A 25,729-nucleotide genomic window follows, 5' to 3' on the forward strand; every position below is an offset into this window, starting at 1 on the left:
ACCGGGCCGTCACCGGGCCCACGGCGCCGCGTTCGCGACCCGCTGTGGCGTGCAGTCGCCCTTTGGCATGCGCACGCAATGTGAGGCGTCCGGTGGTGATCTGAATCACTGTCTAACCGTTGGCTGTCACAGGCTCTTCTCATATTTGCGTGCTGAATAGGGACATTCGCGTGCCCGGGCTGACCTAGGTAAAAAGAATAGTCAAATCTCGGCCGACGGTCTTCTGTAGTCCGGTCTCGATTCCTACTGTGAGCGGCCGTTGGGCGTTAATTCCCTGTTCAGATAATGAGAGGCCCCTTGACATGGTGAAAGTTGACCATGCAGCCCCTGACGTCACCCGAGGGCAGAGCAGTCTGCGGCGTGACGTCGGTCTGATCGGACTGATGTGGGCCTCCGTGGGTTCCATCATCGGGTCGGGTTGGCTCTTCGGTGCGAAGAACGCCGTCATCGCCGCCGGTCCGGCTGCGATCATCTCCTGGGGCATCGGCGCAGTCGCGATCGTCCTGCTCGCGCTGGTGCACGCCGAACTCGGTGGCATGTTCCCGGTGGCGGGCGGCACGGCCCGATACCCGCACTACGCCTTCGGTGGCCTGGCCGGCATGTCCTTCGGCTGGTTCGCCTGGCTGCAGGCGGCGACCGTGGCCCCGATCGAGGTCGAGGCCATGATCGGCTACCTCGGTCACTGGAAGTTCGGACAGGGCCTCCAGCACGCCTCCGACGGCACCCTGACCGCCAGCGGCTTCGTGTTCGCCATCGTGCTGATGGCCGTCTTCGTCGCTGTCAACTTCCTTGGTGTGAAGGTACTCGCGCACACCAACAGCGCGGCCACCTGGTGGAAGATCGCCGTCCCGCTGGTCGCGATCTTCGTCATCGCGGTGGGCAACTTCCACCCGCACAACTTCACCTCCGAGGGCTTCGCCCCCTACGGCATCAAGGGCGTCCTGAGCGCGATCAGCGGCAGCGGCATCATCTTCGCGCTGCTGGGCTTCGAGCAGGCGATCCAGCTTGCGGGCGAGAGCCGCAACCCCAAGCGCGACCTGCCGCGCGCGACCCTCGGCTCGGTCGCGATCGGCGCGGTCATCTACGTCGCGCTCCAGGTCGTGTTCATCGCCGCGCTGCCGCACGCCTCCTTCGCGCACGGCTGGGCGAACCTCGCCTTCAAGGGAATCGAAGGTCCGTGGGCGGGCCTGGCCACTCTGGTGGGCCTCAGCTGGCTGGCCTGGGTGCTGTACGTCGACGCCGTGATCTCCCCCGGAGGCACCGGCCTGATCTACACCACCGCCACCTCGCGCGTCTCCTTCGGCCTGTCGAAGAACGGCTACGCGCCGAAGCTGTTCGAGAAGACCGACAAGCGCGGTGTGCCGTGGTTCGGTCTGGCCATGTCCTTCGTGGTCGGCGTGATCTGCTTCCTGCCCTTCCCGAGCTGGCAGAAGCTGGTCGGCTTCATCACCTCGGCGAGCGTCCTGATGTACGCGGGCGCGCCGCTGGCGTACGGCGTCTTCGCCAAGCGTCTGCCCAGCTTCGAGCGCCCCTACCGCCTCCCCGGCGGCAAGCTGATCTCCCCGCTCTCCTTCGTGGTGGCCAACCTCATCATCTACTGGTCCACCTGGGACACCCTGTGGCGGCTGGGCGTGGCGATCATCATCGGCTACGTGCTGCTCGGCGGGTACGCCGTCTACGCCAACAGCAAGGGCCTGCCCGACGCGCCCCGCATGGACTTCAAGGCCGCCCAGTGGCTGCCGGTCTACCTGCTGGGCATGGGCCTCATCTCGTGGCAGGGCGGCTTCGGCGGCCAGGGTCACCTGGGGCTGTGGTGGGACATGCTGGTCATCGCCGGCTTCTCCCTGGCCATCTACTACTGGGCCAACGCCGTCGCCCTGCGCCCCGAGGCGATCGAGCGCAGCATCGACGAGGTCGTGGTGGTCGACACCCCGGCTCACTGAGCCACCCCGTCCGGACGTGTCCCGTCAGCCTCGGCTGACGGGACACATCCCGTTCTGGGAGGCATACAGCGGAGCGGTGGCGTCCGGACTCTTGTCGGGCGACCCCCGAGCCTGATTGGGTACCGCGACGAGCCCGGCAGGGATGACGACAGGAGCGAGGCCGACGTGGAAGCGCAGATGCGGCAGGACACCGGGGCCACCCTGCCCGACGGACTCGGCCCGGCGATACGAGGGACCGCCGCCGACATCGCCGCGCTGCTGCGCGGAGCGACCGACACGGGGGCGCCCGTACCCGATTCCGAGTGGACCATCGGAGAGGCGGCGGCCCATCTCGCGCAGGCGAACGAGCTGATGGCCGACCTCGCCGCGGGCCGCGAACGTCCCTACGGCGACGGCACACCCCAGAGCCTGGCCGCCGCCAACGCGAGTGCGCTCGCCGCGTTCGCCGAGCGGAGCGCACAGCCGCTCGCCGACATGATCGTGGAGCAGGCGGACGCCTTTCTGGACGCGTTGGCCCGGTCCGCCGCGGAGGGCACCGCCGAGCCGACGCTCGTGACCCCGCTCGGTCCCATGAACAGGGCGATCCTCGCCTCCTACCTTCTGACGCACATGCTGGGCCACGGGTACGACCTCGCACGCGCGTTGGGCCGACCGCACATGATCGACCGCGAGCGGGTCGAGCTGTGCCTGCCGTTCCTGCGGGCGGCCATGCCGCGCGTCGCGGACGCCACCGCCATTGCAGGGTTCACCGCCCGCTACAGACTGAGCGTGCGGGGCGGCCCGGCCTTCGGCGTCATCATTGCCGACGGCGCCGTCGAGGTGACGCCCGAGCCGCCGCACCGCCCCGACTGCACCCTCCTCACCGAGCCCGTCACCTTTCTGCTGATCGCCCTGGGCCGGTGCAACCCCTGGCGGGCCATCGCCGTGGGGCGGGTGCTCGCCTGGGGGCGCAAGCCGTGGCTGGCGGCGCGCTTTCCAGGGTTGTTCACCGCTCCCTGATCCACCGCCGGCCGATTGTTTCAGGGCAGACGGCGGGCTCCTGGCCCCGGCCGGGCCGTGACATCCGCTGGAGAGAGGGCCTTGTGCTCCGCGGAGCACTCGACCACGACACGCACCGGGGCCCCGCACTCGGAGTGGCGCAGATCCAGGATGGCGCCCTCGGGGCCGGGTGCGTACGTCTCGCCCCACTGGCGCAGCGCGACGACGACGGGCCACAGGTCCCAGCCCTTGCGCGTCAGGTGGTACTCGTTGCGCGAGCGGCTGCCCGGTTCACGGTAGGGGACGGTCTTCAGGATCCCGGCCGAGGTCAGCTTGCGCAGCCGGTCGCTGAGAACCGCCTCCGACAGGCCGATATGACGGCGGAAGTCGTCGAAACGCCGGACCCCGTTGACGGCGTCGCGCAGGATCAGCAGCACCCATTTCTCGCCGACCAGATCGAGGGTGCGCTGTACGGAGCAGTTCTCCGTGCTCATCTCAAGCCACTCCATGGCTCCATGGTAGCCAACCTGGCTTCGATATTGACAGTCAGCGAAAGGCGCGGCTAGCTTCGTCTGTAGAAGTCAGATGGAGAGGTGGCGCGGCATGGGACGGATCCGTACATACCAGTGGGAGGACCCCGCGGTCACGGCAGAGGTGGCCGGGCGCGTCTCCGGCATGGAGCTGCTGCGAGAGATGCGGGCGGGCCGGATCCCGGGGCCGCCGATCCTCGCCACCCTGGACTTCACCCTCGACGAGGTCGAGTCCGGCCGGGTCGTCTTCTCCCTGACTCCGGGCGAGGAGCACTACAACCCGATCGGCAGCGTGCACGGCGGGGTCTACGCGACGCTGCTCGACTCGGCGGCCGGCTGCGCCGTCCACTCCACCCTGCCCGTGGGCATGGCGTACACATCGCTCGACCTGAACGTGAAGTTCCTCAGGCGCATCACGGTGGACACCGGCAGGGTGCGCGCCATCGGTACGGTCGTGAACGCCGGTCGCCGTACGGCCCTCGCCGAGGCCAAGCTGGTCGACGAGGCGGACCGCCTTCTGGCTCACGCCACCAGCAGCTGCATGCTCTTTCCCGTGCCCCCCGCTCAAGGCTGACACCGATTGCCGCACCGCCCGTCATCGCGGCGGGGGCGGGGAGCACTCGGTTCCCTCAAGATCGGCACTGAGTGCCAGGTGCCCCTGGCGAGTGCTACGTTCCCGTCCATGAGCCCGAGCAGCGCGGCCCGCCGCGACGACAAGGCCGACGCGCCCGCCGCGAAGCCGCCCATGCGGGACGCCCTGGTGGCGGCCGCGTTCCAGCTCTTCCTCGAGCGGGGCTTCGAGCAGACCACCGTGGACGACATCGTGGCGCTCGCCGGAGTGGGGCGGCGGTCGTTCTTCCGCTACTTCCCCTCCAAGGAGGACGTGGTCTTCCCCGACCACGAGCGGTGCCTCGCCGACCTGACGGACTTTCTCTCGGCGACCGCCGACGAGGGCGAGCCGGTCGAGCCGGTCGGGCGTGTCTGCGACGCGGCCCGCCTCGTGTTCGATATGTACGCGGAGAACCCGACCTTCTCCGTGCAGCGCTACCAGCTGACGAAGCAGGTCCCCGGGTTGCGCGCGTACGAACTGTCGGTGGTCTGGCGCTACGAACGCGCCCTTGCCGGGTATCTGCGGGAGCGCTTCGCGGGACGGCGTGACGGAACCCTCCAGGCGGACGTGATCGCGGCCGCCGTGGTCGCGGCGCACAACAACGCGCTGCGCTCCTGGCTGCGTTCGAACGGCCGGGGCGATGCGGCGGCGACGGTGGATCACGCACTCCGCCATGTGCGGTCCGCCTTCGGCGGGCCGGCCGTGGATGCCCCGGCGGCGTACGCATCCGGATCGGTGGCGGAGGACGGGGACGTGGTGGTCGTCGTCACCCGCCGCGGGGCGCCGCTGTGGAGGGTCGTCCAGGAACTCGAGTCCACGCTCGGCGGCCCCGGCTGAACCCCCTTGTCTCCTTCCAAGGACAAGGAAGGGTACGGAGTGCCTTTACACGTGGCACTGAGTGCCATACGCTGGCGCTGTGCACGGTGGCACGGTGAACCGCGCACGTCGGATTCCGGCTGAGCGCAGGGAGTTGACCAGCGTGTACGACCACTCGGCAAGCACCTCATACCCGGCAGCCGACTCCGTCACGGGTCTGCTGGAACCCGAGGCCCAGGATACGGATGCCCTGTACTTCCAGCGCTGCACCTGGTGCGGCACGGCCGTCTACCAGCGGCTCCTGTGTCCGGTGTGCCGGGGGAGCGAACTGCGCCCGGAGCGCAGCGAGGGCACGGGCACGGTGCGTCATGCCACGGTGGTGCACCGTCAGACACCCGTCGCCCGCAATGTGTCGCTGGTCGAGATGGCCGAGGGATTCGTGGTGCGAGGCCGTGTGACGGGATCCCCCGTCGCCATACACAGCGGGGACCGGGTCCGGCTGTCCGTCGCCGAGGACCCCGTCCGGGGAGAGCCCGTCTTCCAGCTGGTCGACGAGCCGTCGCACCGGCTGTGGAGCTGACGGGACGTCAGCCGCTGTCCGGGCGACGCGTCTGACGCGTCCAACCCGTACAACGCCCATCGGCGGGAACGTCCGCTCGGAATCCCCGGAGCCCGGCGGATTATTGGCGAATCCTTGCCGCTCTCTTTCCGGCCAGGGAGCGTGTCCCGTCTACGGTTCTCGTGCGGGCGGCGACGGCCCGCGACGACTTACTGACCTGCGGGAGAGCGGATGGGACCGGGTCGCCGGGCGGTGCTGGCTGCGATGGCCGGCGGCGTACTCACGGGGTGCGCGGGTCCGGGCAGTGACACATCACGCCCCGGCGCCTCGCCCGCATCCCGCAGGACCGTCGCGGGAGCACCGGCTCCCGCCGCCTCCCGCAAAGCTCCGGCCACGCCGCCCGGGGTCACACGTGCAGCGGTCGTCGCCCGCTTCGGCCGGGACGTGCCCCGCACATGGGGATTCGACGGGCCCGGAGTGGTGCACGCGCTGCCGACCGGGAAACGTGAGATCGCGCTGACCTTCGACGCCTGTGGCGGCCCGGGCGGCAGCGGCTACGACCAGGCGCTGATCGAGTTTCTGCGGCGTCGCGGGATACCGGCGACCCTCTTCATCAACTCCCGCTGGATCGACGCCAATCCCGCGCTCTTCCAACGGCTCGCCGCCGAGCCGCTGTTCGAGATCGCCAACCACGGCACCAGACACCGTCCGCTGTCGGTCACCGGACGCTCCGCCTACGGCATACCCGGCACGCGCAGTGCCGGCGAGGTGTACGACGAGATCGCGGGCAACCGGGCCAAGCTCACGCGGCTGCTGGGCGCCCCGCCGCGCTACTTCCGCTCCGGCACCGCGTTCTGCGACGACATCGCGGCCCGGATCGTCACGGACCTGGGTGAGCGCTTCGTCAGCTTCTCGGTCAACGGCGACGGCGGCGCCACCTTCACCCACGCGCAGGTCGCCGCCACCGTCGCCTCCGCCCCCGGCGGCTCCGTCGTGCTGTGCCATATGAACCACCCCGAGGGCGGTACCGCCAGGGGAATAGCCGCCGCCGTCCCCCGCCTGCTGGCCACCGGCCACCGCTTCGTACGCCTCTCCGACGGACTGCGCTGACGGGAGCGGCGATCCGCCCTCGCCACGGATGTGTTCATGCCGCCGGTTGCGGCCGGACGGGCAGGCGGGGCAGGGTTCGGCCTTATGGCCACCTTGCTCATCGTGCATCACACGCCGTCGCCCAACTGCCAGGCACTGTTCGAAGCCGTCGTCTCCGGCGCGACGGCGCCCGAGATCGAAGGGGTGCGGGTGGTGCGACGGGCCGCGCTGTCGGCCACCGTGTCCGATGTGCTGGCCGCCGACGGGTATCTGCTGGGTACCCCGGCCAACCTCGGCTATATGTCAGGCGCCCTCAAGCACTTCTTCGACCAGGTCTACTACCCCTGTCTGGACGAGACGGCCGGCAGGCCCTTCGGTTACTGGGTACATGGCGGAAACGATGTGACGGGGGCGGTACGGGGGATCGACGCGATCACAACGGGTCTGGGCTGGCGGCGGGCTGCCGAGGCGGTGACAGTGACCGGCGAGCCGGGCAAGGCGGACACGGAGGCGTGCTGGGAGCTGGGGGCCACGGTCGCCGCGGGACTGATGGGCTGACTCGCGGCGGAGACTTGGCTCTGAGCCCTTGGCTCACGTCGCGCCATCCAGGCGGTCCATCGGCGTACGAAGACAAGCCGGACCCAGCGCGGCGAACACCGCCACACCGGCCGCGAGCGCCAGAGCGCAGGGAAGCGACCGGGCCGCGATCGGTCCGGCGACCGCCGCTCCCAGGGAGAATCCAGTGATTTTCAGGCTGCCACCGGTCGTGAAGACCCGGCCGCGCAGGTGCTCAGGGGCCTCCCGGTGGCGGACCGCGAACAAGGCGGCGAGCTGAGGTCCTTCGCCGACACCGGCCATGAGTACGGCCGCGATGACCACGACCGGTTGCCCCGACGCGGCCAGGGCGTACGCGGCGGCCTGGACGAGCGCGCCGGAACGGATGACGGTGTCAGGGGCGACAGAATGCGGAAACCGGGCCAGCGCGGCATTCGCCGCCAGGGCGCACACCGCAGCGCCGGAGAGCAGTACGGCGCCGCGGCCGGCTCCTCCCAGTACGCGCTCGCCCAGGACCGCGACGCAGGCCGTCAGCATGCCCTGAGCGGCGCACGAGACGACCGAGGCGAGAGTCGCCCTGGCCAATGGCGGATTCCTGATGATGGCCCGGATTCCGGCGGCGAGATCGCTGATCACCGAGGCTGACCTGGCGTCAGGTGCGTGGCCGTCGCGGGCCGGCAGCAGGCAAGCGGCGGGCAGCGCCACTGCGATGAGCACGACGGATACCAGCACGGCCGCGGGGGCTCCCAGCGCCTGAGCGATACCGCCGGCCAGCGCCGGACCGGCCAGACTCGCCGCGCTGAACGTCATGGCGTCGAGCGCGTTGGCCCGCGCCAGGCGGTCACCCGGCACAACACGGGGCAGTTGTGCCGTCCAGCCGCCCGACAGGGCCGGGCCCGCCAGCCCCGTCACCACGGCGATCGACAGAGTGACGGCGAACGGGAAACGGCCGAGCCCCACGAGGACCAGCCCCAGCCCCGCCGCGTACAGGACGAGGGCTCCGGCCAGGAGGCGGCCCGGCCGTCCCGCCCGGTCGAGGAACACCCCGAGCACCGGCCCTCCCACCGCGGCGGAGACCGTGATGGCCGCGAGCAGCGACGACGCCTCGGTGATCGATCTCGCCGGCGCGAAACCCGCCAGCATCAGCGCCGGTCCTGACATCTCGTCGCCGACTCGAGCCGCCACGGCTCCGGCGAGATAGGCGAAGAGCGAGTAACGCGGTTTCATCGCTGAGACGTTACGGAGGTAACGTAAAACTCAGCAACATGCGTTACATTCTGACCGTGCCCTCCACCACCGACGACTGGTCCACCCGGCACTCCGTGCTGACCATGGCCCGGCGAACCGCCGCCCTGATCAACGCGCTGGCCGACGACCACCCCGACCCGTCCGAAGTCGCCGACGTACTGCGTGCGTACGGCGAGGCGGAATCCGTCGCTCTCACCGCCTTCGACGTCACCGAGATGCGCGCGGCCGCCGCCCCGCTGCGCGAGGTCTTCGCCGCCGAGCACGTCGATGACGCCGCCGCGACCCTCAACCGCCTCCTGCGGGAACACACCGGGCCGATCCGCCTGTCCTCGCACGGCGGCGGCACGCCCTGGCATCCCCACCTCGACCACGACGACGACGCCCCCTGGGGCGCATGGCTCCTCGCCTCGTCCTGCATGGCCCTGACCGTTCTCCTCTGGGACCGTCAACGCCCGCCCGGCAGGATCTGCGCGTCACCCAGCTGCCGCAACGTCTTCATCACCCAGGGCAGTGGTCAGGAACGCCGCTACTGCTCGCGCCGTTGCGCGACCCGCGAACGGGTCGCGGCCCACCGGCGCTCCCGGTCCGGCGAGGTCGGGTAGTTCGCCCCTGCCCCACGAGGGCCGTGGGGCGGGGGAGCAGCCTGCGCCCTGAGACGCCGCGGGCGGCAGGGGAAGCCGTATGGGCAGACGGGGTGCGCTGCGTCGCGAGGTGAGAGTGGGCATGTGGGCACGTTCGCCAGCCCGCCGGCGGCGTTGACGATCATGCTGGCATGGCCGGTCATGACCGTGGTGGCGGCTGCGCACAGCCCCGACATCGTGGGACTCAGCCGCAAGCGCGCGTGGTTGTGGACGCCGGGATCGTCCTGGTTGCGGTCATGGTGGAACTGAGGGCTTCCGGGTCGTGGGCCGGGGCCCTATCGCTCCGGTTGCACCCCCGCTGTCCCGGTCGCAGGCTGCCCCCATGGACACCTCCCGGGAATCCAGCGTGCTGCCCATCCTGGTGACCGGTGCCGCGGGCAGGGTCGGTGGCGTCGGGCATTCCGTCGTCGGGGGCCTCCGTCGGCGGGGGCTGCCCGTCAGGGCTCTGGTGCACCGGGACGACGAGCGCGCACAGGCGCTGCGCTCGACCGGTGCCGAGGTCGTGGTGGGAGACCTGACGCGTGCGAGGGACGTCGCCGGGGCCCTCGCCGGCTGCGGGCGGATGTACTTCGGGATGGGCGTGTCGGCACAGTATCTGGAGGCCGCCGTGACGACCGCGGTGGCCGCGCGTGCCCACGGGGCCCTTGAAGCGGTCGTGAACATGTCTCAGCTGACCGTGTCCCAGATGGACATCATGAGCACGTCCGAGTCGGTGCAGCAGCGTCAGCAGTGGCTCGTTGAGCAGGTGTTCGACTGGTCGGGTCTGCCCGTGGTCCAGGTCAGACCGACCGTGTTCATGGAGAACCCGCTCTTCCACGTCGGATTCTCCTCGATCGCCGTGGACGGAACCATCAGGCTGCCCTTCGGCCAGGCCAAGACCTCCCCGGTGGCTGCCGATGACGTCGCAGCGGTGGTGGAGGAGATCCTCGCCGACCCGGACCCGCACATCGGCCGGACCTACGAGTTGACCGGCCCCCGCTCGGAGACCGTCGACGCCATGGCGGCAGAGATCTCCACCGCCCTGGGCCGACCGGTCACCTACACCGACGTTCCGCTGCCGGACTGGCTCGACAACGATCTCAGGCCCCTTGGCCTGCCGGACCATGTCTTCGAGCACATCGCGACCATGGCACGGCTCCACGCGGAGAACCGGTACGACCGCCAGGCGGACGGCGTGGAACAGGTCACGGGCCGTCCCCCTTCGGGGATCGCCGACTTCGTGCGCAAGGACGCCGGACTCTCCTCGCACTGAGCCGTTGCCACGGCGGACATCGCCCCGGAGCGGTCAGCCGAAGTCGGCCTCGATGATGTCGATGGAGACCATGACCTGATCCCGCAGCGGACAGAATTCGGTGTCGCGGCGGTAGGCCCGGCGCTTGGTGGGCAGCACGATCCCGTCAGCGACCATCGGCTCGTAGACGTACTGTGCGGCGGCGAATCCGCCCGCCACATCGACGTGGTAGTCATGCCGGCGAAGGAGCCCGTCGGGACCGAAGTAGAAGTCCTGGTACGGAGAGTGGCTCGCGATGTGGGGCGGAAACGCGGCGCGCAGTCCCCGCCACAGCTCCCCTCCCTCCTGCCACGGCCGGATCTCGGTGGTCGTGAAGCCCGGCATGGCGAGCAGGAACGGCGTGGTGAGGTAGGTCCACAGCGCGTATCCGTTGAAGTAGGCGCGGTCCAGCGGATCCCAGGGGGTCTCCAGAACGTGCCCGGCGAACGACGACCGGGGGTTCTTGCGTTCGGCCACGACCCGCCCGTCGAGCTTCTCGATCCTCACCCGGCCGGGCGTGAAGTCCGTCTTCTGGTCGGCTGCGCCGAAGGGGCGCACCGAGGCGTGTTCCTCGTGCAGTCGCACGGTCATCTCGCGTGGCACGGGGTCCTGCGGCAGACCCTTGATGGCGAAGAGGTCACCGCCGCTGACGATGGTGGCACGCACCTGGGCCAGTTCCTGCCAGCGCCGCAGCCCGCCATGGGCTTCGAGTACCTCGGTGAGCAACTCGTTCATTGTGGATTCCCTGCTCCCTTCTGCCCGGCCGGTGTGCGAGGCCGGGCCCATTCTGCCGGTCAGCGGCCCTGAAACCGCCGGTCAGCCGCCCTGGTGCCGCCGGTCAGCGGCCCTGGAATTCGATCGCGGGCCGGGGGAGTCCCGCCTTGAACGCGTTCACCGCCGACGCCAGACCTGCCTTGACGTCATCGGTTTCGAAGAGCGGCATGGCGATGTCGAACATGGCCTCGTCCGCCGCCGAGACCCCGCCCACGGCCCATGCGCGCAGAAGGGCCTTGTGCGTGGCGTAGGCGCGGGTGGGACCCTTGGCGGCCTTGCGGGCGAAGGCGGTCGCCTCGGCCACGAGGGCGTCGTCGGCGATGACCCGGTTCACCACGCCGGCCTCGGCCATGACATGGGCGGGCACCTGCTCGGAGGTGATCGCCCATTCGGAGGCGCGTGCCCGGCCCGCGCGTTCGGCGACGCGGTAGATCCCGCCGAGCAGTGTGACGATGCCCAGAGTCTGCTCAGGATGGCCGAATCGGGCCGTCTCGGCGGCGAAGATCACATCGGCGCGGAGCGCGAGTTCCAGACCGCCGCCGAAGCACAGCCCGTGAACGGCCGCGATCACCGGGACCGGCAGCCGCTCGAGCTGTTTGAAGACCTGCATGTACCGCTCGAAGAGGGCGCGCAGTTCCCGAATGTCGGCATCCGGCCAGTCGACGATGTCGCCGCCGAAACTGAAGTCCGGGCCCTCGGCACGCACCAGGACGGCACGGGCGCCGCCGTGTCCGATCGCTTCGAGGGCGTCGGCGAGTTCGGTGGCCATCCGCGCGTCGATACGGTTCTGCGGGGGGTTGGACAGGACCAGTGTGGCGAGGCCGTTATCGATGGAGTACGTCAGGTGGGACATGCTTCTTCCTCGGGGTGGTGCCGGGAACAGGGCCCGGCTTTGCCGGTTCGTCAGGCCAGGTGCTCGCGGAACCAGGCGATGGCGGCGCCGCTAGCCTGCTCGAACTGGGTGGTGTAAGGGTCGAAGTGGCCGCCCGGGATGAGCTGCAGCCGCTTCGGTTCGAGTGCACGTTCGTACGCGGTGAGCGCCAGGTCGGTCACGGTCACGGTGTCGCCGAGGGCGACCACCATCAGCAGCGGTGTGGGGGAGACCCGTGTGATCCACGTCCCCGGCTCGTACATACGGGACGCGCGGGTCGAGCGGACCGTGACCTTGTTGTCCCAGACACCCTCGGTACCGGGCTGGAGGTAGAAGTCGATGGCGTCCGGCGCCCGGTAGGCGGCCGGCACGGCCGGGTCGGCGCTGACGATCGTCTGGGTGCGCGGGGCCTCCCCCCTGAACTGTGCCCGTTCGTCGTGGGCGAAGGACTCCTCGAGCGTGGCCACCACATCCGGTGCGACACGGCGCAGCCCTTGCTCGTAGCCGCTGATGGTGGGCACCTGGGCGACCACGGCGCGCAGTCGGCGTTCCGTCGCGCCCAGCACGATCGCGTGGCCGCCCGCGTAGCTGGTACCCCACAGGCCGATACGGCCGGCGTCGACCTCGGGCCGGCTTTCCAGGTACGAGACGGCGCGGCGCCAGTCGGCGATCTGCCGCCAGGGGTCGACGTCCTGGCGCGGCTCGCCGTCGCTGGCCCCGAAGGTGCGGTGGTCGTGCACCAGCACGACGAACCCGGCCTCGGCGAAGGCGCACGCGAAGGGCTCCAGCCCATGCTCCTTGACCCCCGCATAGCCGTGGGCCATCGTGATCGCCGGGTGGGGCCCCTGACCGTCCGGCAGATAGAGCCGGCCGCGCAGCGTCACTCCGCCGTCGGCCGTGAATGCGGCATCCTGGCGCTCAGCCATGAAAGTGCTCCTTGCTGTGAACGGGCCTCAGCTCTGATAGAAATGGTCGGAATCGATCACATCGCGCAGTCGTTCGCGCAGTTCTGTGGAGAACCGGAGCGCGGCGCCAAGCGGTCGGTGATGAATGGCGATCCGGACGATCCGCCCGCCGCCGTCCTTCGTCAGGATCGTCACGCCTTCGAGCCGCATGCCGCCGAACGCCGTGGCCCGCCACTCCAGATAGGTGCGGTCCGAGTCCACGGTCTCGTGGGTGAAGGCGAGCGACTCGTAGACATTGCTCGCCGCGCCCATCACGCTCTTCACCCGGTCGCGGCCCGCGACCGGGCGGGCGAGCGCGCCGGCCTCAAGCACCACGTCCTCGGCCAACGCCTCCCCGAACGCCGTGGCCGACTTCTGCTCGAAGGCGCTGATCCAGCCCTGCGGGTGCGCAGTGCCTGGCGCCTTCCCGCCGGCGGAGGTGCGGAGCCCTGCCAGGAAGCGGTCGATACGGCCGCAGACCTCGCTCGGCTGCTCGACGTGGACCCAGTGTCCGGCCCCGGCAACCGACACCGGCCCCTGCGTCCGAGCCGAGCCGAACCGCGGCACGGCCCCTGCGCCGACCATGTCCTCGGTCACGAACCCGTCGCCCGCGCCGCGCACGATGAGCACGGGTCCCGTGAAGCGGCTCGGCCGCGCGCCGGCCGGGTGCCCGGTGTTCCAGCAGTCGGCGAAATCCCGTACGACCTCCGGACGTACGCGGACTCCGGTGTCCACGAGCCGGTCGAGGTCGGCCTCGGGCAGCGCGACGGACACCTGCTCCCGGATCGCGCGCTGGGCGTCGGGATCGCCGCCCAGGGAGCGGAACCGGCCGATCACCTCGTCGGGCAGGCGCGTGCCCGCCAGCGGCACCGGGGTCAGCAGTACCAGGCCCACCGCCCGCGGCGGGCGCCGTGCGGCGACCAGCTCGGCCACCGCCGCCCCCATGCTGTGCCCGACGAGGACGAAGGGCTTGTCCAGCGCATCGGCCACAGAGCCGACCTCGTCGGCGAACCGGTCGTAGTCGAACGGCCCGCTCGCCGCCGTACGGTCCTCGCGGCCGGCCAGGTCGAGCGTGACGCACTCGATGCCCGGCGTGCTGATTCCGGCGGTCACGGCTTCCCAGACGTACTGGTCGTCCAGGAAGCCGTGGACGAACACCACCGCCAGATCGCCGTCGCCCCGGCGGCGGAACCGCACACCGGCCGGCGCGACCCGCTCCGTCCTCATTCCCGCGCTCACCTGCCCGGACCCGAGGTCGTGGCACCCGAGGGGGACCATTCGCCGGTGTCGATGGGGGACCAGTGGTCCGGCCGCGCGTCCAGACGCCGCATACGGCGCCCGTGCCGGGCCGTGACCAGTTCCTTGTCCAGGGGGGTCGTGAAGACGTTGTCCACGAGGGTGTACTCGGCCGCGAGGCGGCCCACGGCGGGCAGTGCGGCGGTGTCGATCCGTCCGCGCTCCAGATACAGGTCGTCCCTGACGTGGAAGCGCACCACCCTGCCCCACACCACATGGTCGACGCCGTCGTCCCCGACCGGGATGATGCGGTCGACCACGCACTCGAAGGAGATCGGCGCCTCCCTGACCCGGGGCGCGCGCACCACCTCGGACGGTTCTTTCTGAAGGCCCAGTTCCTCGAATTCATCCACCTCCGGGCCGAAGGAGAACGCCGAACCGTGCATGGCCTCCGCCTGCGGCAGCGTCGCCAGGTTGGTGACGAACTCGCCGGTGTCCCGGATGTTGACGAAGGTGTCCTTCATGGTGACCCCGTCCTCCCGCGGCTGCAGAGTGATCGAAACCATGGGCGGCTTGCGCCCTACCGCGGTGAAGAAGGAGATGGGCGCGAGATTGGCGACGCCCTCGCGTGACACTGTGCTGACCCAGGCCACCGCGCGCGGAATGATGCTTCCGATCAGCAGTTTGTAGGCGTGTGCGGCGTCGAGCTCCGCGGCGTCAATGATCACCGGAGACCCTCCATCGGTTGAGTCACGGCATCGCCGTATCGCATCTCGATGAAATAAGCGTATGAGCTTTGCCTATGTCGAACAAGAGGTATGCCGATAAATTTCGCCGATCATGGCAAATCGGACATGGCGAAGGCGGCTGGACGCCGCATACGCGTCGGCCCCGGTGCCGCACCTGGGTGCGGCACCGGGGCCGAAGTGTGAGGGGCGAACCCGCGGAGTCCGGTCGGGCGGCCCTCGGAAGGTCAGCGCACGTTTCCGCGGCGGGCGTCCTGCCACAGGTCGACGCCGCCGTCGGTGGCGTACTTGTCGATCTCGGCGAGTTCCTCCGCGCTGAAGTCGAGGTTCTCCAGCGCGGCCACGTTCTGTTCCAGCTGCTCCGTACGTGAAGCGCCGATGACGAGCGAGGTGACGCGCTCGTCGCGCAGTGCCCACGCCAGGGCCATCTGGGCGAGGGTCTGTCCACGCCGCGCCGCGATGTCATTGAGGGCGCGCAGCCTGCGCAGCATGTCGTCCGAGAGCCACGCGGTGTCGAAGGACTTGCCCTGTGCGGCCCTCGAGCCCTCCGGGATGCCGTCGAGGTAGCGCCCGGTCAGCAGGCCCTGCGCCAGCGCCGTGAAGCCGATGACCCCGAAACCCTCGTCCTGGGCGGTGTCGAGCAGCCCGTCGGTCTCGATCCACCGGTTGAGCATGCTGTACGACGGCTGGTGGATCAGGAGCGGGGTGCCGAGCTCACGGAGGATGGCCACGGCCTCGCGGGTCCGTTCGGCGTCGTACGAGGAGATGCCGACATACAGGGCCTTGCCCTGGCGGACGGCGGTGTCCAGCGCGCCCATCGTCTCCTCCAGCGGCGTGGTCGCGTCGAGCCGGTGGGAGTAGAAGATGTCCACGTAGTCGAGCCCCATGCGGCTCAGCGACTGGTCGAGCGACGCGAGCAGGTACTTCCGGGAGCCGCCGCCCTGTCCGTAGGGGCCGGGCCACATGTCCCAGCCGGCCTTGGTGGAGATCACCAGTTCATCGCGGTACGGGGCCAGGTCCTGCTTCATCAGGCGCCCGAAGTTGATCTCCGCGGAGCCGTAGGGCGGCCCGTAGTTGTTCGCGAGGTCATGGTGGGTGATCCCGAGGTCGAAGGCCCGCAGGGCGATGTCGCGCTGGGTCTCGAACGGCTGGTCGTCTCCGAAGTTGTGCCAGTAACCCAGGGACAGCAGGGGAAGGTCGAGCCCCGAGCGTCCGGTGCGCCGGTAGCGCATGGTGCCGCTGTAGCGATCGGGGTCCGCGAGGTAGTTCATCGGATGGTCTCCGGTGGTGCAGTAAAGAGTGCCCGTCGGGATCGAGGGCACGGGCCCACCCTGCTCCTAAGTGATCCTGAAGTCCAACTGTTCCCTTTCATGGGATTCACCAGTGCCGTTTCTTAATCGCTCCCGCGTTGCCGTACGGGGGTGTTGAGCCGCTCTTCGCACCCTTCCGACGTGCTGTGATGAGCCTCACCGCAAACATGAGGGGCCCCTCGAGTACTCTGGCGGAGTCGAACGTGAGGGACCCCTCCGAATTGGTTCGGCCGCCCGGCGGAAGACGGGTACAACCGTCTTGCAACGCCGTTCACAGAGCGAGGCCACACGCCTACGAGGCGGAATCGTGGCACGTCACAGGGAGATGATTATGAACAGGTTCGTCAGGCGCGTTCCGGCCGCTGTCGCTTCCGCGCTGATCGTGGGCGGAGCCGTTCTCGGCGCCGGTGGTACGGCGTCGGCGGCGACGTCCGGACCTGTAGACCGGGCCTCGGTCGTCAGCCACGAGGACCACGGCGTCCGCAGTGGCAAGCCCGCCGCGTACCAGGAGGGACAGTTCCGCTGGGACGGTCACCGCCTCTACGTCTGGAACCACGGCTGGTGGAAGGACGTGACCCCGGTCCGGAACGGCAGCGTCGACCTCTGGATCGTGGACCAGCTGCTGACCGCCCAGCACTGACGGACCGTGAAAGCGTCGAGAGCCGTGGCGTACGAGCTGCCCGTACGGCTCGTCCTGTCACGTGAGCTGTCCATGCCGTTGTCCATGGAACTCCACTACGAGGCCGGGGACCCCTACGCCGTCCGCGCCGTCTTCGAGACTGGCGGCGGCACGGACGGCGCGGTGGTCGAGTGGTTCTTCAGCCGCGACACGCTGACCGAGGCCCTGCGGGGGCACGCGGGTCATGGAGACGTCCGCATGTGGTCGGGCGACGGACTCGGCAGGGATGTGCTCTACATCGCCCTCAGCCCGCCGGCGGGTTCGGTCCTGCTCGAACTCCCGGCGGACGGCGTGGAATCCTTCCTCGGCGAAACGCGGCTCATGGTGCCGCCCGGGTCCGAGCCGGAGCACTTGGACCTGGATGCGGAGCTGGCGCATCTGCTGGCGGGCTGAACCCCGGATGTCAGCTCCTGGCCGGAAGACGCCCGAGCTCTGGTACAACGCAGAACTCGGGCGGCCGTCCGGCTTCACCCGGAAGACGCTCGCCGCCGTCACTCAGGCCGGCCGTACCACGCTGTGGATGATCGACTCACCGCCGTAGTAGATCGACTCCTCGCGGACGTATGCGCCGGGCTTCGGAGCGTGGATCATCATGCCGTTGCCGATGTAGATGCCGACGTGGCTGATGTCGTCGTAGAAGAAGACGAGGTCACCCGGCTGCGCATTGGCCAGGGAAACCGTGGTGCCCACGTTGACCTGGTCGTACGTGGTCCGCGGCAGATTCACGCCCGCAGCCCTCCAGGCGGCCGAGGTGAGGCCGGAGCAGTCGTAGGAGCCGGGACCGGTGGCGCCCCAGACGTACGGCTTGCCGATCTGCGCGCGGGCGAAGGCGAGCGCCTTTGCGGCCTTGGCGGTGTACGAGGAGTCCGAGGACGAGCCGGTCGAGCCCGTCGAGCCCGTCGAACCGGTCGAACCCGTAGAGGTCGTCGAGCCGGAAGAACCGGACGAGCTCGAGGATCTCGCGGCGGCGGCTTTCTGCGCCGCCTCCGCGGCCGCCTGCTCTTTCGCGAGCTCCGCGGCCTTGCGCGCGGCCTCCTCCTGCTTCTGCTTCTCGATCGCGGCGAGCCGGGCCTTCTCCTGCGCCGTCAGCTCGGAGAGCAGTTGGCGAGCCGAGGCGAGCTTCTGCTGCACGGCGGCCTTCTCGGTCTTCAGCTCGTTCTGCGACGCGGTCAGCGTCTGGAGGCTCTTGGCGGCCTCCTGCCGCTGCTTCATGGTCGCCGACTGCTGGGTGACGTAGTCGTCGACCGCGCCCTTTTCCCGTGAGGTCAGCCTGCCCATCAGCTGGGTCTGGTCGAAGTAGTCCTGCGGCGAGTTCGCGAGGAAGAAGGTGGCGGTGTCGGGCGCGGCGGCCCCCGTCCGGTACTGGGCGGCGGCGAACGTACCCAGTTCCTCACGCGCCTTGTTGAGCTTCTCCGTGCGCCGGGCGACGTCGTCCAGCAAGGTGTCGACGCTCTTGCGCTGCTTGTCGGCCTTCTCCTTGGCCTCGTTGTACTTGTCGGTAGCCGACTCCGCCTGGTGGTACAGGTCGTCGACCTTCTTCTCGACCTCCTCGACGCTCGGCTTTCCGTCGGAGGAGGGGGCGGCGTTGGCGGTCTGGGACAACAGGGCCACGGTGGTGAGCGCGGCCGTGGCGATGGCGGGGGTGCGTATGCCCGTTACCAGGGCACTGGCGGGGCGCGACTTGCGATGCGACGCCAAGGGAGGCGACTCCTTCCATTTTCCGCCTACCGAGTTAGCTGTCGGGTTCGGGCGGGTGGTTCGGAAGGGTTGCCCTACAGCCCAATTCCCCGCGGGAGGCTGGGCCGATTCACCCCAAGGTCGGTTGGGTCCCCGGCTCCGGATGCCGTGAAGGGGGCACGCCGGACTCGGCGGAGGCCGAGCGGCCCGGCGACGTTCGCCGGTGGGTGCCGTACGGCCCGCCCGTGACGGTAGCCAACTGATGTGGCCCCTGTGAAGGTTGGTGGGTGATATGCCCGATACATTTTCGTGACTTCAAGCGGGACTCCTCCGCTGTGTCGCCCTGTTCGCGGAGCGTGACGCCGCGAGCGGGGCCGCAGTACCGCTCATGCCGTCGGCATTGGAGAGACGGTTCTCGAAGAACCGGCTCCAACGGAATCGGGCCGTGGCCACGAGATATGAGGAACGCGCGGTCGGCTACGAGGCGATCGTTGCCAAGAACGCCTGTTCAGCACTCGGCGCAGGCATCCTCGCGGCACTCGAAGGCGGTGAGGGATTCATCGACCTGCCGGCGAGTGAGCGGGGGCTCGGGGAGTTCATGGGCGCACTGGGCGCGGAACGCGTCGAGCATCAGATGGAGGTGGCGCCGCCAGGCGTTGGGGGCGACGGTGCGGGTCGCCTGGATGATGCCCGCCTGCGACCACATGACGAAGGCGAGGTCCTCGGGAACGACGTCGTCCCGCAGGACTCCCTGCTGCTGGGCGTTGTGGAAGATCTGGTCGGCCAGTTCCTTCGCGCGCTCGACGGACTGGCAACTGACCGCGTGGGTCGGCAGCTTGGACGAGACGAGGTCGTTGAAGGCGCGGTCGCACGCCTGGAGTTCGGCGAACCTCTCCAGGTAGTGGCAGAACCCCTGCCAGGCGTCGTCCATGGCCGCCGCTTCTTCGGCGGCGTCGAGCAGATCGGTGAACTTTGCCGCGAAGAGCTCTTCGACCAGGGCGAGCCGGGTGGGGAAGTGCCGGTAGAGCGTGCCGATGGCGACGCCGGCCTGACGGGCCACGCCCTCGAGCGAGGCGCCCACGCCCTCGACCGCGAACGCGTCGCGGGCGGCGGCCACGATCGCGTCCCGGTTGCGCTGCGCGTCTCGGCGCAGTGGTTTGGCCGGTGCCTCGGGCGCGGGGAGAGCGGAACGGGGGCTCATGTGTCGAGCGTAACATGAGGGCCCCCTCGAAATCGGCGGTGTGCCTCGTATCACCTGATGGGGGAGGGGTCTGTCGCGCCACCGAATGGCGGGAGGCGCAGATCGAGTCGTGGGCGGCCGGGTGCACAGGACTTGTTTCACGCTACATGTAAGTGCATGATGCGGTTATGCATAAGCGGGTTATGGATCCGGCGGCCCCTCAGGTGTCGTCGGAGGACTTGATGACCGCCGTCGAGCAGATGGTCCGGTATGTACGCCACAGCGCCACGGCCGGCGGCCTGAGCGCGGCGGCGTCCTCCGCGCTCGCCCGGCTCGGCCGCGAGGGACCGCAGAGGCTGACCGAACTCGCTCGGGCCGAGAACGCCTCCCAGCCCAACATGACCCAGCTCGTCACGCGCATGGAGCGTGCGGGCCTGGTGCGGCGCGCCGCGGACCGCAGCGACGGCCGCGGCGTGCTGGTGGAGGCCACCGACATCGGCCTCGAGGTGGTCCGGCAGCGGCGGGCCGAACGCGCCCAGGCCCTTCAGGAGCTCATGGAGGAACTGACCGAAGCCGAGCAGCAGGCGGTGAAGACCGCTCTGCCCGCCGTGGCCCGCGCGATCCAGGACCGCCGGTCCCGTTTCTGACCCTCACCTTTCATTCCTCTACGTTGTGGAAGAGAGCGCATGACAGCACCGCGTGGAACGGCTGCCAGCCCGTTCAGACAGCCCAAGGCCGTCTGGGCCGTGGCGTTCGCCTGCGTCATTTCCTTCATGGGCATCGGTCTGGTGGACCCGATCCTGCCCGCCCTGGCCGAGAGCCTTCGTGCCTCACCCAGCCAGGTCTCCCTGCTGTTCAGCAGCTATCTGATCGTGACCGCCGTCGCCATGCTGATCGTCGGCTGGTTCTCCAGCCGCTTCGGCGCCAAGCGCACCCTGGTCACAGGGCTCACCGTCATCGTCGTGTTCGCCGCCCTGGCCGGCGCCAGCGGCTCCATCGACGGCATCGTCGGCTTCCGCGCGGGCTGGGGCCTGGGCAACGCGCTCTTCATCGCCACGTCCCTGGCCGTCATCGTGGCCTCCGCCAGTGGCGGATTCTCAGGCGCGATCATCCTGTACGAGACCGCCCTCGGGCTCGGCATCGCCGTAGGGCCCCTGCTCGGAGGCGAGTTGGGCGCCATCAGCTGGCGCGGCCCGTTCTTCGGGGTCTCGGTCCTGATGGGCATCGCGCTCATCGCCACGCTGGCGTTCGTCCCCTCCCTCCCCAAACCCGAACGCCGTACCTCACCCCTCGCCCCGCTCAAGGCGCTGCGCCACCGCGGCCTACTGACCATGGGCATCATGGCCCTGCTCTACAACTGGGGCTTCTTCACGATGCTCGGCTACGCCCCGTACCCCATGAAGCTGAACGTCCATCAGCTGGGTCTGGTCTTCACAGGCTGGGGCCTGCTGGTCGCCGGCTTCAGCGTCTTCGTCGCGCCGCGTCTGCAGGCACGCTTCGGCACCGCTCCCGTCCTGTACGCCAACCTGGTCGGCCTCGGCATCGTCATGGCCGTCATCGCGGCGGGCGTCGCCACCCCGACCGTGGTGATCACCGCGGTCGTCGTCAGCGGTGCTTTCATCGGCATCAACAACACCCTCACCACCCAGGCCGTCATGCTCGTCTCCCCGGTCGAGCGTCCCGTGGCCTCCTCGGCCTACGGCTTCCTGCGCTTCATCGGCGGCGGTCTGGCGCCGTACGTCGCGGGCAAGCTCGCCGACGCCGTCGACCTGAGCGTCCCCTTCTACCTCGGCGCCGGCACCTTCCTCCTGGGGGTCCCCGTGCTCGCCGGCGGCCACCGTCTGCTGCGCCGGGCCGAGCAGCGAGCCGAGGGCGAGTCCGTGGGCCCGGACCTGATCCCGGTCGGCGGTGCGCCGAGCAGCGGTGCGCCTGCGGTCATCGTCGCCGTCGGTGCACATGACCGGGCCGCCGCCATAGTCGACACCGCGGCACGTCTCGCCCGGGACACCGGCAGTCCGCTGGAGGTCGTCCATGTCCAGCAGACCGCCGTGGTCGACGGACAGGCCGCCGACACCGAGGACTTCGAGGAGTCGGGTGCCGCCGTCAGGGCCCATCTCGACCGCCTGTCCGGCTACGGCATCGCCGTTACGGGCCAGGTCCTCACCAGCGTGGGAGACCACGCCGCGGCCGGCCGCGCCCTGGCGCGGCATGCCGCCGAGGTCCACGCGCGTACCGTCGCCGTCGGACGCTCCCCGCGCGGCCCCCTTCTGCAGTTCGGCGACGGCAGCTTCACCAGCGCCCTCACCCACGCCGCCTCCTGCACCGTCGTGCTGGTCGACCCGGACGACGCCCCTCGGCCGTTGACCGCGGCCGTACTGTCCGAGCTCCGGGGCAGGCCGGTCTGATCGTCGGCGCGCACCGGCGACCGCGGGGCCGGGCCGGTCGTCGGACCGGCCTGCCCCGTGCGGTCCCCGCAGGGGCTCGGAACGGCCCTGGGCGAGGGCTACTTGGCGGGGGCGAATACGCGCTGGGCCGCGACCGCCGCCCCGCCCCGGGCCCACTCCTCGAACGGCAGTGGTCTGACCACGAGATCGCAGTCGGCGGCAGCCCCGAAGGCGTGGTCGGCGAAGGTCCGCCGGATCTGGTCGGCGTACAGGTCGTAGGAGGCCAGGCCCTCGCCGGAGATGATGATCCGTTCCGGGCCGATCAGGTTGGCGACGGCGGACAGCGCCAGACCCATGGCATGCCCGGCGCGGGCGAAGACGGCCCGGACCGCGGGGTCGCCGGCGTGCGCGAGCCGTACCGCCCGATCCATGGTCAGCGCGGGGTCGCCGGTGGCCTGCCGGGCCTGCTCGATGATCGCGTGGGTGGAGGCGACCGCCTCGACACAGCCGGTGTTGCCGCAGGTGCAGACGCGGTCACTGCCACTCACCGGGAGGTGACCGACCTCGCCCGCCACCCCGCGCGCGCCGGAGACCACCCGGCCGCCGATCGAGAGCCCGGCGCCGATGCCCGCTCCGACGGTGACCAATGCGAAGGACGACAGGCCCACGCCCGCGCCGAACCACTGCTCGGCCACGGTCAGGGCCCGCACATCGTTCTCGATGACGGCCGGGACGCCGGTGGCCGACTCGACCAGCTGTGCGAGCGGCACCCGGCGCCAGTTCAGGAACGGCGAGTACTGCACGGTGCCGGTCCGGCCGTCGACGTCGCCCGAGATGGTGACGCCGATACTGTGGACCGGGTCGGCCCCCTCCGTGCCCGCCGCCTTCCTCAGCTGATCCACCAGACGGGCGATGGCGAGCACGACGCTGCCCACGTCCCGTGAACCCAGCGCGGCCCGCCGGGAGGTGAGCGGTCGGGCGGTCAAGTCGGCGAGCACGCCGATGAGTTCGTCGCCGGTGACCTTCACCCCGACGAACCGGGCGCGCTCCGCCCGCACCGCGATCAGCGTCGCGGGACGGCCGCCCGCCCGTTCGGTGGAGGGACGGCCCGCCTCGGTGATCCAGCCGTCCGCGATCAGCGGCGTGGCCACTTTGGTGACGGCTCCCGGTGACAGTCCGGTCCGCCGTCCGATCTCGGCGCGGCTGAGCGGGCCGTGCTGGAGCAGGGTCCGGAAGACCAAGGCGGCGGCGGGGGGTTGGTCGGCGAGGCTCATGCGGCCGATCCTATATTTCCAAGGGAAACTTACACAAGGGTTCATATCGCCCCATCTGCCCACGCTGGCTCGCTTTTATCAAGGGGCGATTATGTTGACGATGGAAGGAAACCTTGGCTACATTCGCGGCACCCGCCCAGGAGCCCCCCGTCCCCCTTGCATCCAGGCGGAAAAATCGTTCGCAGTCGCGCCGAGACGGAGTACATCCATGGCTCGTCCCGCTCGATCCGCACCTCTCAGAACGCTCGCGTGCATCACCACACTCACGGTGGCCTGCGCCCTGCCCGCCGCCGCGTGGGCGGCCTCGCCCGCCCCGACTTCCGCCCTCCGGGCCCCCGCCGCGTCCACGGCGCCGGTCGTGGCAGCCAAGCCGTACATGGGCTACAGCACATGGAGCCTGGAATCCACCAACTTCCCCGGCTACGGCGGGGAGAACTGGCTCACCGAGTCACATGTGCTGCAACAGGCGGATGTGCTCGCCTCGAAACTGAAGTCCCACGGCTACGACTACGTGAACGTGGACGCCGGCTGGAACGTCGACAACGGCAGGAACGTGTCCGACGGCTACGCCCGGCCGACCGCCGACCTGAAGAAGTTCCCGCACGGCATGAAATACGTCGGAGACCAACTGCACGCGAGGGGCCTGAAGTTCGGCCTGTATCTGTCGGTCGGCCTCTACCAGGACTACTACGACAACGGCAACGCGCCGATCCACGACGCTCCCGGCTGCACCACCAAGGACATCGTCTACCCGGACCTGCGCAAGACCAGCGGCTGGGACGACGTCTCCTACCAGCTGAACTTCGCCAGCCCCTGCACCACCAAGTACATCCAGTCCGTCGCCGACGAACTGGCAGGCTGGGGCGTGGACTTCCTCAAGGTCGACGGCGTCGGCCCGGGTTCCGGCCGGGGCGACGCGGCACACGACAACGTCCCCGACATCCAGGCCTGGCACACCGCGCTGGCCAACACCGGCCGTCCCGTCCAGTTCGTGCTGTCCTGGTCGCTCAGCCACAACCAGGCGGGCGCATGGAAGGCGAACTCCAATGGATGGCGCGTCGACACGGATGTCGAGTGTTACTGCGACACACTCGTGACCTGGAACAACTCGGTCAAGCAGCGCTGGAACGACGTCGTCCAGTGGATACCCGACGCCGGGCCCGGCCACTGGAACAACCTCGACTCCCTCGATGTCGGCGTCAGCGCCATGGACGGCATCAACAACGCCGAGCGGCAGAGCTACATGACTCTGTGGGCCATCGAGTCCGCTCCTCTGTACATCGGCGACGACCTCACCAAGCTGGACTCCTCCGGTCTGAAGCTGCTCACCAACGACGAGGTCATCGCGGTCGACCAGGCCGGCAACCCCGCGAGACCGGTCAGCCAGGACACCCCACAGCAGGTCTGGTACGCCCGCAACGCCGACGGCAGCTACACCGTCGCCCTGTTCAACCTCGGCGGCGGCTACTCCGACGTGACCGCGGACTGGAGTGACCTCGGAATCAGCGGCAGGGCCGCGGTGCGCGACCTGTGGAGCCACAAGAACCTCGGCTCGGTCCGCGGCTCCTTCACCGACAACCTGCCGCCCCACGGCTCCCGCCTGCTGCGCATCACCCCGGGCGGCACCGGCGGCCACCCCGGCGTCCCGCTCGCCGTACACGGCACCGCCTCCACCGCCACCAGCGTGACACTCGCCTGGGACGCGGTGAACTCGGGCAGCGCGACCACCGGTTACGACGTCTACGCGAACGGCACGAAGGCCGCCACCGTCGCCGGTACCTCGGCCGCCCTGAGCGGACTCGCCCCCGCTACCGGCTACTCGTTCACCGTGGTCGCCCACGACGCCAAGGGCCTGACATCGGCACCCAGCAAGCCCGTGGCGGTCACCACCGCGGCGGCCGGCGGACCGGTCTCGTACGAGGCCGAGGCGTCCGGCAACACCCTCAGCGGCAATGCCTCCATCGCGGACTGCTCCGAGTGCTCCGGCGGCAAGAAGGTCGGCAACCTCGGCGGCGGCGGGTCTGTGGCCGTCAACGGCGTGACCGTCCCCAAGGACGGCACCTACCTCATGAAGCTCGACTACACCGACGGCTCCTCCGGCCGCACGGTGGTGGTCAGCACCGGTGGCACGTCCTTCCAGGTGCCGCTGCCCGGAACCAACGACGACAACTGGGGCCACCCGCAGTCGATCACCGTGCCCGTGCGGCTGAAGGCGGGTGCCAACACCATCTCGTTCGGCAACCCCTCGGACTACGTGTCCGACGTGGACCGGATCACGCTCTGACCACCTCGGCAAAGAACCAGGCTGGTCACGGCGTGGATCTGTCCGTCTTCACGGGCGGATGAAGAAGAATGTGCCGTACCCGTCCCCGGTCCACGGCAACGGCACCGCCCTCCAGGACGCGTTCGAAAGGC

The 25,729-nt window shown here is 69.7% G+C and carries 26 protein-coding genes and 1 riboswitch; of the genes, 15 read left to right on the forward strand and 11 right to left on the reverse strand.

Annotated elements, in window-relative coordinates; all coding sequences use genetic code 11:
* The first annotated feature begins 302 nt into the window (after nucleotides 1-302).
* Both ABZ845_RS10045 and ABZ845_RS10050 read left to right on the forward strand, forming a co-directional pair.
* Nucleotides 303-1,943 (forward strand): APC family permease, encoded by a 1,641-nt coding sequence (locus ABZ845_RS10045; protein WP_360975627.1) that lies wholly within the window; start codon nucleotides 303-305, stop codon nucleotides 1,941-1,943.
* A 177-nt stretch (nucleotides 1,944-2,120) separates the two neighbouring features.
* A complete protein-coding gene (locus tag ABZ845_RS10050) occupies nucleotides 2,121-2,942 on the forward strand; it encodes a maleylpyruvate isomerase family mycothiol-dependent enzyme (protein ID WP_360975792.1) in 822 nt (273 codons plus the stop codon).
* A 20-nt stretch (nucleotides 2,943-2,962) separates the two neighbouring features.
* Here ABZ845_RS10050 and ABZ845_RS10055 read toward each other — a convergent pair whose 3' ends face one another.
* Nucleotides 2,963-3,430 carry a helix-turn-helix domain-containing protein gene (locus ABZ845_RS10055; RefSeq protein WP_360975630.1) on the reverse strand — a complete coding sequence of 156 codons (468 nt, stop codon included), beginning with the start codon at nucleotides 3,428-3,430 and terminating at the stop codon, nucleotides 2,963-2,965.
* 94 nt (nucleotides 3,431-3,524) lie between these two features.
* On the opposite strand from ABZ845_RS10055, the gene ABZ845_RS10060 reads away from it, so the two are divergent.
* The 5 genes from ABZ845_RS10060 to ABZ845_RS10080 all read left to right on the forward strand — a co-directional run bounded on the left by ABZ845_RS10060 (nucleotide 3,525) and on the right by ABZ845_RS10080 (nucleotide 7,083).
* Nucleotides 3,525-4,025, forward strand: a complete 501-nt coding sequence (locus ABZ845_RS10060) for a PaaI family thioesterase (RefSeq protein WP_360975633.1) — start codon at nucleotides 3,525-3,527, stop codon at nucleotides 4,023-4,025.
* Between the two features lie 108 nt (nucleotides 4,026-4,133).
* Nucleotides 4,134-4,898 (forward strand): TetR family transcriptional regulator, encoded by a 765-nt coding sequence (locus tag ABZ845_RS10065; protein WP_360975636.1) that lies wholly within the window; start codon nucleotides 4,134-4,136, stop codon nucleotides 4,896-4,898.
* A 142-nt stretch (nucleotides 4,899-5,040) separates the two neighbouring features.
* On the forward strand, nucleotides 5,041-5,457 hold the full coding sequence (locus ABZ845_RS10070) for an OB-fold domain-containing protein (RefSeq protein ID WP_360975795.1): 417 nt from the start codon (nucleotides 5,041-5,043) through the stop codon (nucleotides 5,455-5,457).
* 210 nt (nucleotides 5,458-5,667) lie between these two features.
* A complete protein-coding gene (locus ABZ845_RS10075) occupies nucleotides 5,668-6,546 on the forward strand; it encodes a polysaccharide deacetylase family protein (RefSeq protein WP_360975639.1) in 879 nt (292 codons plus the stop codon).
* A gap of 84 nt (nucleotides 6,547-6,630) precedes the next feature.
* The gene (locus tag ABZ845_RS10080) at nucleotides 6,631-7,083 is read left to right on the forward strand and encodes a flavodoxin family protein (RefSeq protein ID WP_360975642.1); all 453 of its coding nucleotides are present in this window, start codon (nucleotides 6,631-6,633) and stop codon (nucleotides 7,081-7,083) included.
* A 33-nt stretch (nucleotides 7,084-7,116) separates the two neighbouring features.
* Here ABZ845_RS10080 and ABZ845_RS10085 read toward each other — a convergent pair whose 3' ends face one another.
* Nucleotides 7,117-8,307, reverse strand: a complete 1,191-nt coding sequence (locus ABZ845_RS10085) for an MFS transporter (protein ID WP_360975645.1) — start codon at nucleotides 8,305-8,307, stop codon at nucleotides 7,117-7,119.
* Between the two features lie 38 nt (nucleotides 8,308-8,345).
* Between ABZ845_RS10085 and ABZ845_RS10090 the strand changes: the two genes are divergently transcribed.
* The 3 genes from ABZ845_RS10090 (at nucleotide 8,346) to ABZ845_RS10100 (ending at nucleotide 10,221) form a co-directional block, all read left to right on the forward strand.
* Entirely contained in the window at nucleotides 8,346-8,930 is a 585-nt protein-coding gene (locus tag ABZ845_RS10090; RefSeq protein ID WP_360975648.1) for a CGNR zinc finger domain-containing protein, read from the forward strand.
* Nucleotides 8,931-9,053: 123 nt separating this feature from the next.
* On the forward strand, nucleotides 9,054-9,218 hold the full coding sequence (locus ABZ845_RS10095) for a hypothetical protein (RefSeq protein ID WP_360975651.1): 165 nt from the start codon (nucleotides 9,054-9,056) through the stop codon (nucleotides 9,216-9,218).
* Between the two features lie 73 nt (nucleotides 9,219-9,291).
* Nucleotides 9,292-10,221, forward strand: a complete 930-nt coding sequence (locus ABZ845_RS10100; protein WP_360975654.1) for an NAD(P)H-binding protein — start codon at nucleotides 9,292-9,294, stop codon at nucleotides 10,219-10,221.
* Nucleotides 10,222-10,254: 33 nt separating this feature from the next.
* Here the strand turns inward: ABZ845_RS10100 and ABZ845_RS10105 are convergent, their stop codons facing one another.
* From ABZ845_RS10105 to mgrA, 6 genes are all read right to left on the reverse strand, one after another.
* Entirely contained in the window at nucleotides 10,255-10,974 is a 720-nt protein-coding gene (locus ABZ845_RS10105) for a hypothetical protein (protein ID WP_360975657.1), read from the reverse strand.
* Nucleotides 10,975-11,077: 103 nt separating this feature from the next.
* Nucleotides 11,078-11,866 carry an enoyl-CoA hydratase/isomerase family protein gene (locus tag ABZ845_RS10110; protein ID WP_360975660.1) on the reverse strand — a complete coding sequence of 263 codons (789 nt, stop codon included), beginning with the start codon at nucleotides 11,864-11,866 and terminating at the stop codon, nucleotides 11,078-11,080.
* Between the two features lie 50 nt (nucleotides 11,867-11,916).
* Nucleotides 11,917-12,810: an alpha/beta hydrolase gene (locus ABZ845_RS10115; protein WP_360975663.1), complete on the reverse strand. Its 894-nt coding sequence runs from the start codon at nucleotides 12,808-12,810 to the stop codon at nucleotides 11,917-11,919.
* Between the two features lie 27 nt (nucleotides 12,811-12,837).
* A complete protein-coding gene (locus tag ABZ845_RS10120; RefSeq protein ID WP_360975666.1) occupies nucleotides 12,838-14,055 on the reverse strand; it encodes an alpha/beta hydrolase in 1,218 nt (405 codons plus the stop codon).
* Between the two features lie 8 nt (nucleotides 14,056-14,063).
* Complete coding sequence (locus tag ABZ845_RS10125; RefSeq protein WP_360975669.1) at nucleotides 14,064-14,792, reverse strand: flavin reductase family protein; 729 nt, start codon at nucleotides 14,790-14,792, stop codon at nucleotides 14,064-14,066.
* Nucleotides 14,793-15,037: 245 nt separating this feature from the next.
* Nucleotides 15,038-16,081 carry an L-glyceraldehyde 3-phosphate reductase gene (mgrA, locus tag ABZ845_RS10130; protein WP_360975798.1) on the reverse strand — a complete coding sequence of 348 codons (1,044 nt, stop codon included), beginning with the start codon at nucleotides 16,079-16,081 and terminating at the stop codon, nucleotides 15,038-15,040.
* Nucleotides 16,082-16,451: 370 nt separating this feature from the next.
* Here mgrA and ABZ845_RS10135 point away from each other — a divergent pair, with 370 nt between their 5' ends.
* Together ABZ845_RS10135 and ABZ845_RS10140 are read left to right on the forward strand one after the other, a co-directional pair.
* Complete coding sequence (locus ABZ845_RS10135) at nucleotides 16,452-16,760, forward strand: hypothetical protein (RefSeq protein WP_360975672.1); 309 nt, start codon at nucleotides 16,452-16,454, stop codon at nucleotides 16,758-16,760.
* A gap of 72 nt (nucleotides 16,761-16,832) precedes the next feature.
* Nucleotides 16,833-17,192: an SsgA family sporulation/cell division regulator gene (locus ABZ845_RS10140; protein ID WP_360975801.1), complete on the forward strand. Its 360-nt coding sequence runs from the start codon at nucleotides 16,833-16,835 to the stop codon at nucleotides 17,190-17,192.
* 102 nt (nucleotides 17,193-17,294) lie between these two features.
* Here the strand turns inward: ABZ845_RS10140 and ABZ845_RS10145 are convergent, their stop codons facing one another.
* Nucleotides 17,295-18,497, reverse strand: coding sequence for an NlpC/P60 family protein (locus tag ABZ845_RS10145; protein ID WP_360975675.1), 1,203 nt, complete (start codon nucleotides 18,495-18,497; stop codon nucleotides 17,295-17,297).
* A 7-nt stretch (nucleotides 18,498-18,504) separates the two neighbouring features.
* Nucleotides 18,505-18,680, reverse strand: a riboswitch (cyclic di-AMP (ydaO/yuaA leader).
* Nucleotides 18,681-18,984: 304 nt separating this feature from the next.
* The gene (locus ABZ845_RS10150) at nucleotides 18,985-19,677 is read right to left on the reverse strand and encodes a helix-turn-helix domain-containing protein (protein ID WP_360975678.1); all 693 of its coding nucleotides are present in this window, start codon (nucleotides 19,675-19,677) and stop codon (nucleotides 18,985-18,987) included.
* A 167-nt stretch (nucleotides 19,678-19,844) separates the two neighbouring features.
* Between ABZ845_RS10150 and ABZ845_RS10155 the strand changes: the two genes are divergently transcribed.
* Both ABZ845_RS10155 and ABZ845_RS10160 read left to right on the forward strand, forming a co-directional pair.
* A complete protein-coding gene (locus ABZ845_RS10155) occupies nucleotides 19,845-20,303 on the forward strand; it encodes a MarR family transcriptional regulator (protein WP_360975681.1) in 459 nt (152 codons plus the stop codon).
* A 39-nt stretch (nucleotides 20,304-20,342) separates the two neighbouring features.
* Entirely contained in the window at nucleotides 20,343-22,061 is a 1,719-nt protein-coding gene (locus ABZ845_RS10160) for an MFS transporter (RefSeq protein ID WP_360975684.1), read from the forward strand.
* Between the two features lie 98 nt (nucleotides 22,062-22,159).
* Here ABZ845_RS10160 and ABZ845_RS10165 read toward each other — a convergent pair whose 3' ends face one another.
* Entirely contained in the window at nucleotides 22,160-23,314 is a 1,155-nt protein-coding gene (locus ABZ845_RS10165) for an ROK family transcriptional regulator (protein WP_360975687.1), read from the reverse strand.
* A 208-nt stretch (nucleotides 23,315-23,522) separates the two neighbouring features.
* On the opposite strand from ABZ845_RS10165, the gene ABZ845_RS10170 reads away from it, so the two are divergent.
* Nucleotides 23,523-25,598, forward strand: coding sequence for a fibronectin type III domain-containing protein (locus ABZ845_RS10170; RefSeq protein WP_360975690.1), 2,076 nt, complete (start codon nucleotides 23,523-23,525; stop codon nucleotides 25,596-25,598).
* The last annotated feature ends 131 nt before the right edge of the window (nucleotides 25,599-25,729 follow it).

Source organism: Streptomyces sp. NPDC047022, from assembly GCF_040644155.1.
In the GTDB taxonomy this organism is placed as follows: domain Bacteria; phylum Actinomycetota; class Actinomycetes; order Streptomycetales; family Streptomycetaceae; genus Streptomyces.

Excerpts from the sequence above, each read along its gene's own strand:
- ABZ845_RS10045 (WP_360975627.1), top strand. The coding sequence starts at position 303 with ATGGTGAAAGTTGACCATGCAGCCCCTGACGTCACCCGAGGGCAGAGC.
- ABZ845_RS10050 (WP_360975792.1), top strand. The coding sequence starts at position 2,121 with ATGCGGCAGGACACCGGGGCCACCCTGCCCGACGGACTCGGCCCGGCG.
- ABZ845_RS10165 (WP_360975687.1), bottom strand. The coding sequence starts at position 23,314 with ATGAGCCTCGCCGACCAACCCCCCGCCGCCGCCTTGGTCTTCCGGACC.
- ABZ845_RS10170 (WP_360975690.1), top strand. The coding sequence starts at position 23,523 with ATGGCTCGTCCCGCTCGATCCGCACCTCTCAGAACGCTCGCGTGCATC.
- mgrA (WP_360975798.1), bottom strand. The coding sequence starts at position 16,081 with ATGAACTACCTCGCGGACCCCGATCGCTACAGCGGCACCATGCGCTAC.
- ABZ845_RS10140 (WP_360975801.1), top strand. The coding sequence starts at position 16,833 with ATGCCGTTGTCCATGGAACTCCACTACGAGGCCGGGGACCCCTACGCC.
- ABZ845_RS10075 (WP_360975639.1), top strand. The coding sequence starts at position 5,668 with ATGGGACCGGGTCGCCGGGCGGTGCTGGCTGCGATGGCCGGCGGCGTA.
- ABZ845_RS10100 (WP_360975654.1), top strand. The coding sequence starts at position 9,292 with ATGGACACCTCCCGGGAATCCAGCGTGCTGCCCATCCTGGTGACCGGT.
- ABZ845_RS10155 (WP_360975681.1), top strand. The coding sequence starts at position 19,845 with ATGCATAAGCGGGTTATGGATCCGGCGGCCCCTCAGGTGTCGTCGGAG.
- ABZ845_RS10120 (WP_360975666.1), bottom strand. The coding sequence starts at position 14,055 with ATGAGGACGGAGCGGGTCGCGCCGGCCGGTGTGCGGTTCCGCCGCCGG.
- ABZ845_RS10085 (WP_360975645.1), bottom strand. The coding sequence starts at position 8,307 with ATGAAACCGCGTTACTCGCTCTTCGCCTATCTCGCCGGAGCCGTGGCG.
- ABZ845_RS10150 (WP_360975678.1), bottom strand. The coding sequence starts at position 19,677 with ATGAGCCCCCGTTCCGCTCTCCCCGCGCCCGAGGCACCGGCCAAACCA.
- ABZ845_RS10065 (WP_360975636.1), top strand. The coding sequence starts at position 4,134 with ATGAGCCCGAGCAGCGCGGCCCGCCGCGACGACAAGGCCGACGCGCCC.
- ABZ845_RS10115 (WP_360975663.1), bottom strand. The coding sequence starts at position 12,810 with ATGGCTGAGCGCCAGGATGCCGCATTCACGGCCGACGGCGGAGTGACG.
- ABZ845_RS10110 (WP_360975660.1), bottom strand. The coding sequence starts at position 11,866 with ATGTCCCACCTGACGTACTCCATCGATAACGGCCTCGCCACACTGGTC.
- ABZ845_RS10060 (WP_360975633.1), top strand. The coding sequence starts at position 3,525 with ATGGGACGGATCCGTACATACCAGTGGGAGGACCCCGCGGTCACGGCA.
- ABZ845_RS10160 (WP_360975684.1), top strand. The coding sequence starts at position 20,343 with ATGACAGCACCGCGTGGAACGGCTGCCAGCCCGTTCAGACAGCCCAAG.
- ABZ845_RS10055 (WP_360975630.1), bottom strand. The coding sequence starts at position 3,430 with ATGGAGTGGCTTGAGATGAGCACGGAGAACTGCTCCGTACAGCGCACC.
- ABZ845_RS10090 (WP_360975648.1), top strand. The coding sequence starts at position 8,346 with ATGCGTTACATTCTGACCGTGCCCTCCACCACCGACGACTGGTCCACC.
- ABZ845_RS10135 (WP_360975672.1), top strand. The coding sequence starts at position 16,452 with ATGAACAGGTTCGTCAGGCGCGTTCCGGCCGCTGTCGCTTCCGCGCTG.
- ABZ845_RS10105 (WP_360975657.1), bottom strand. The coding sequence starts at position 10,974 with ATGAACGAGTTGCTCACCGAGGTACTCGAAGCCCATGGCGGGCTGCGG.
- ABZ845_RS10080 (WP_360975642.1), top strand. The coding sequence starts at position 6,631 with ATGGCCACCTTGCTCATCGTGCATCACACGCCGTCGCCCAACTGCCAG.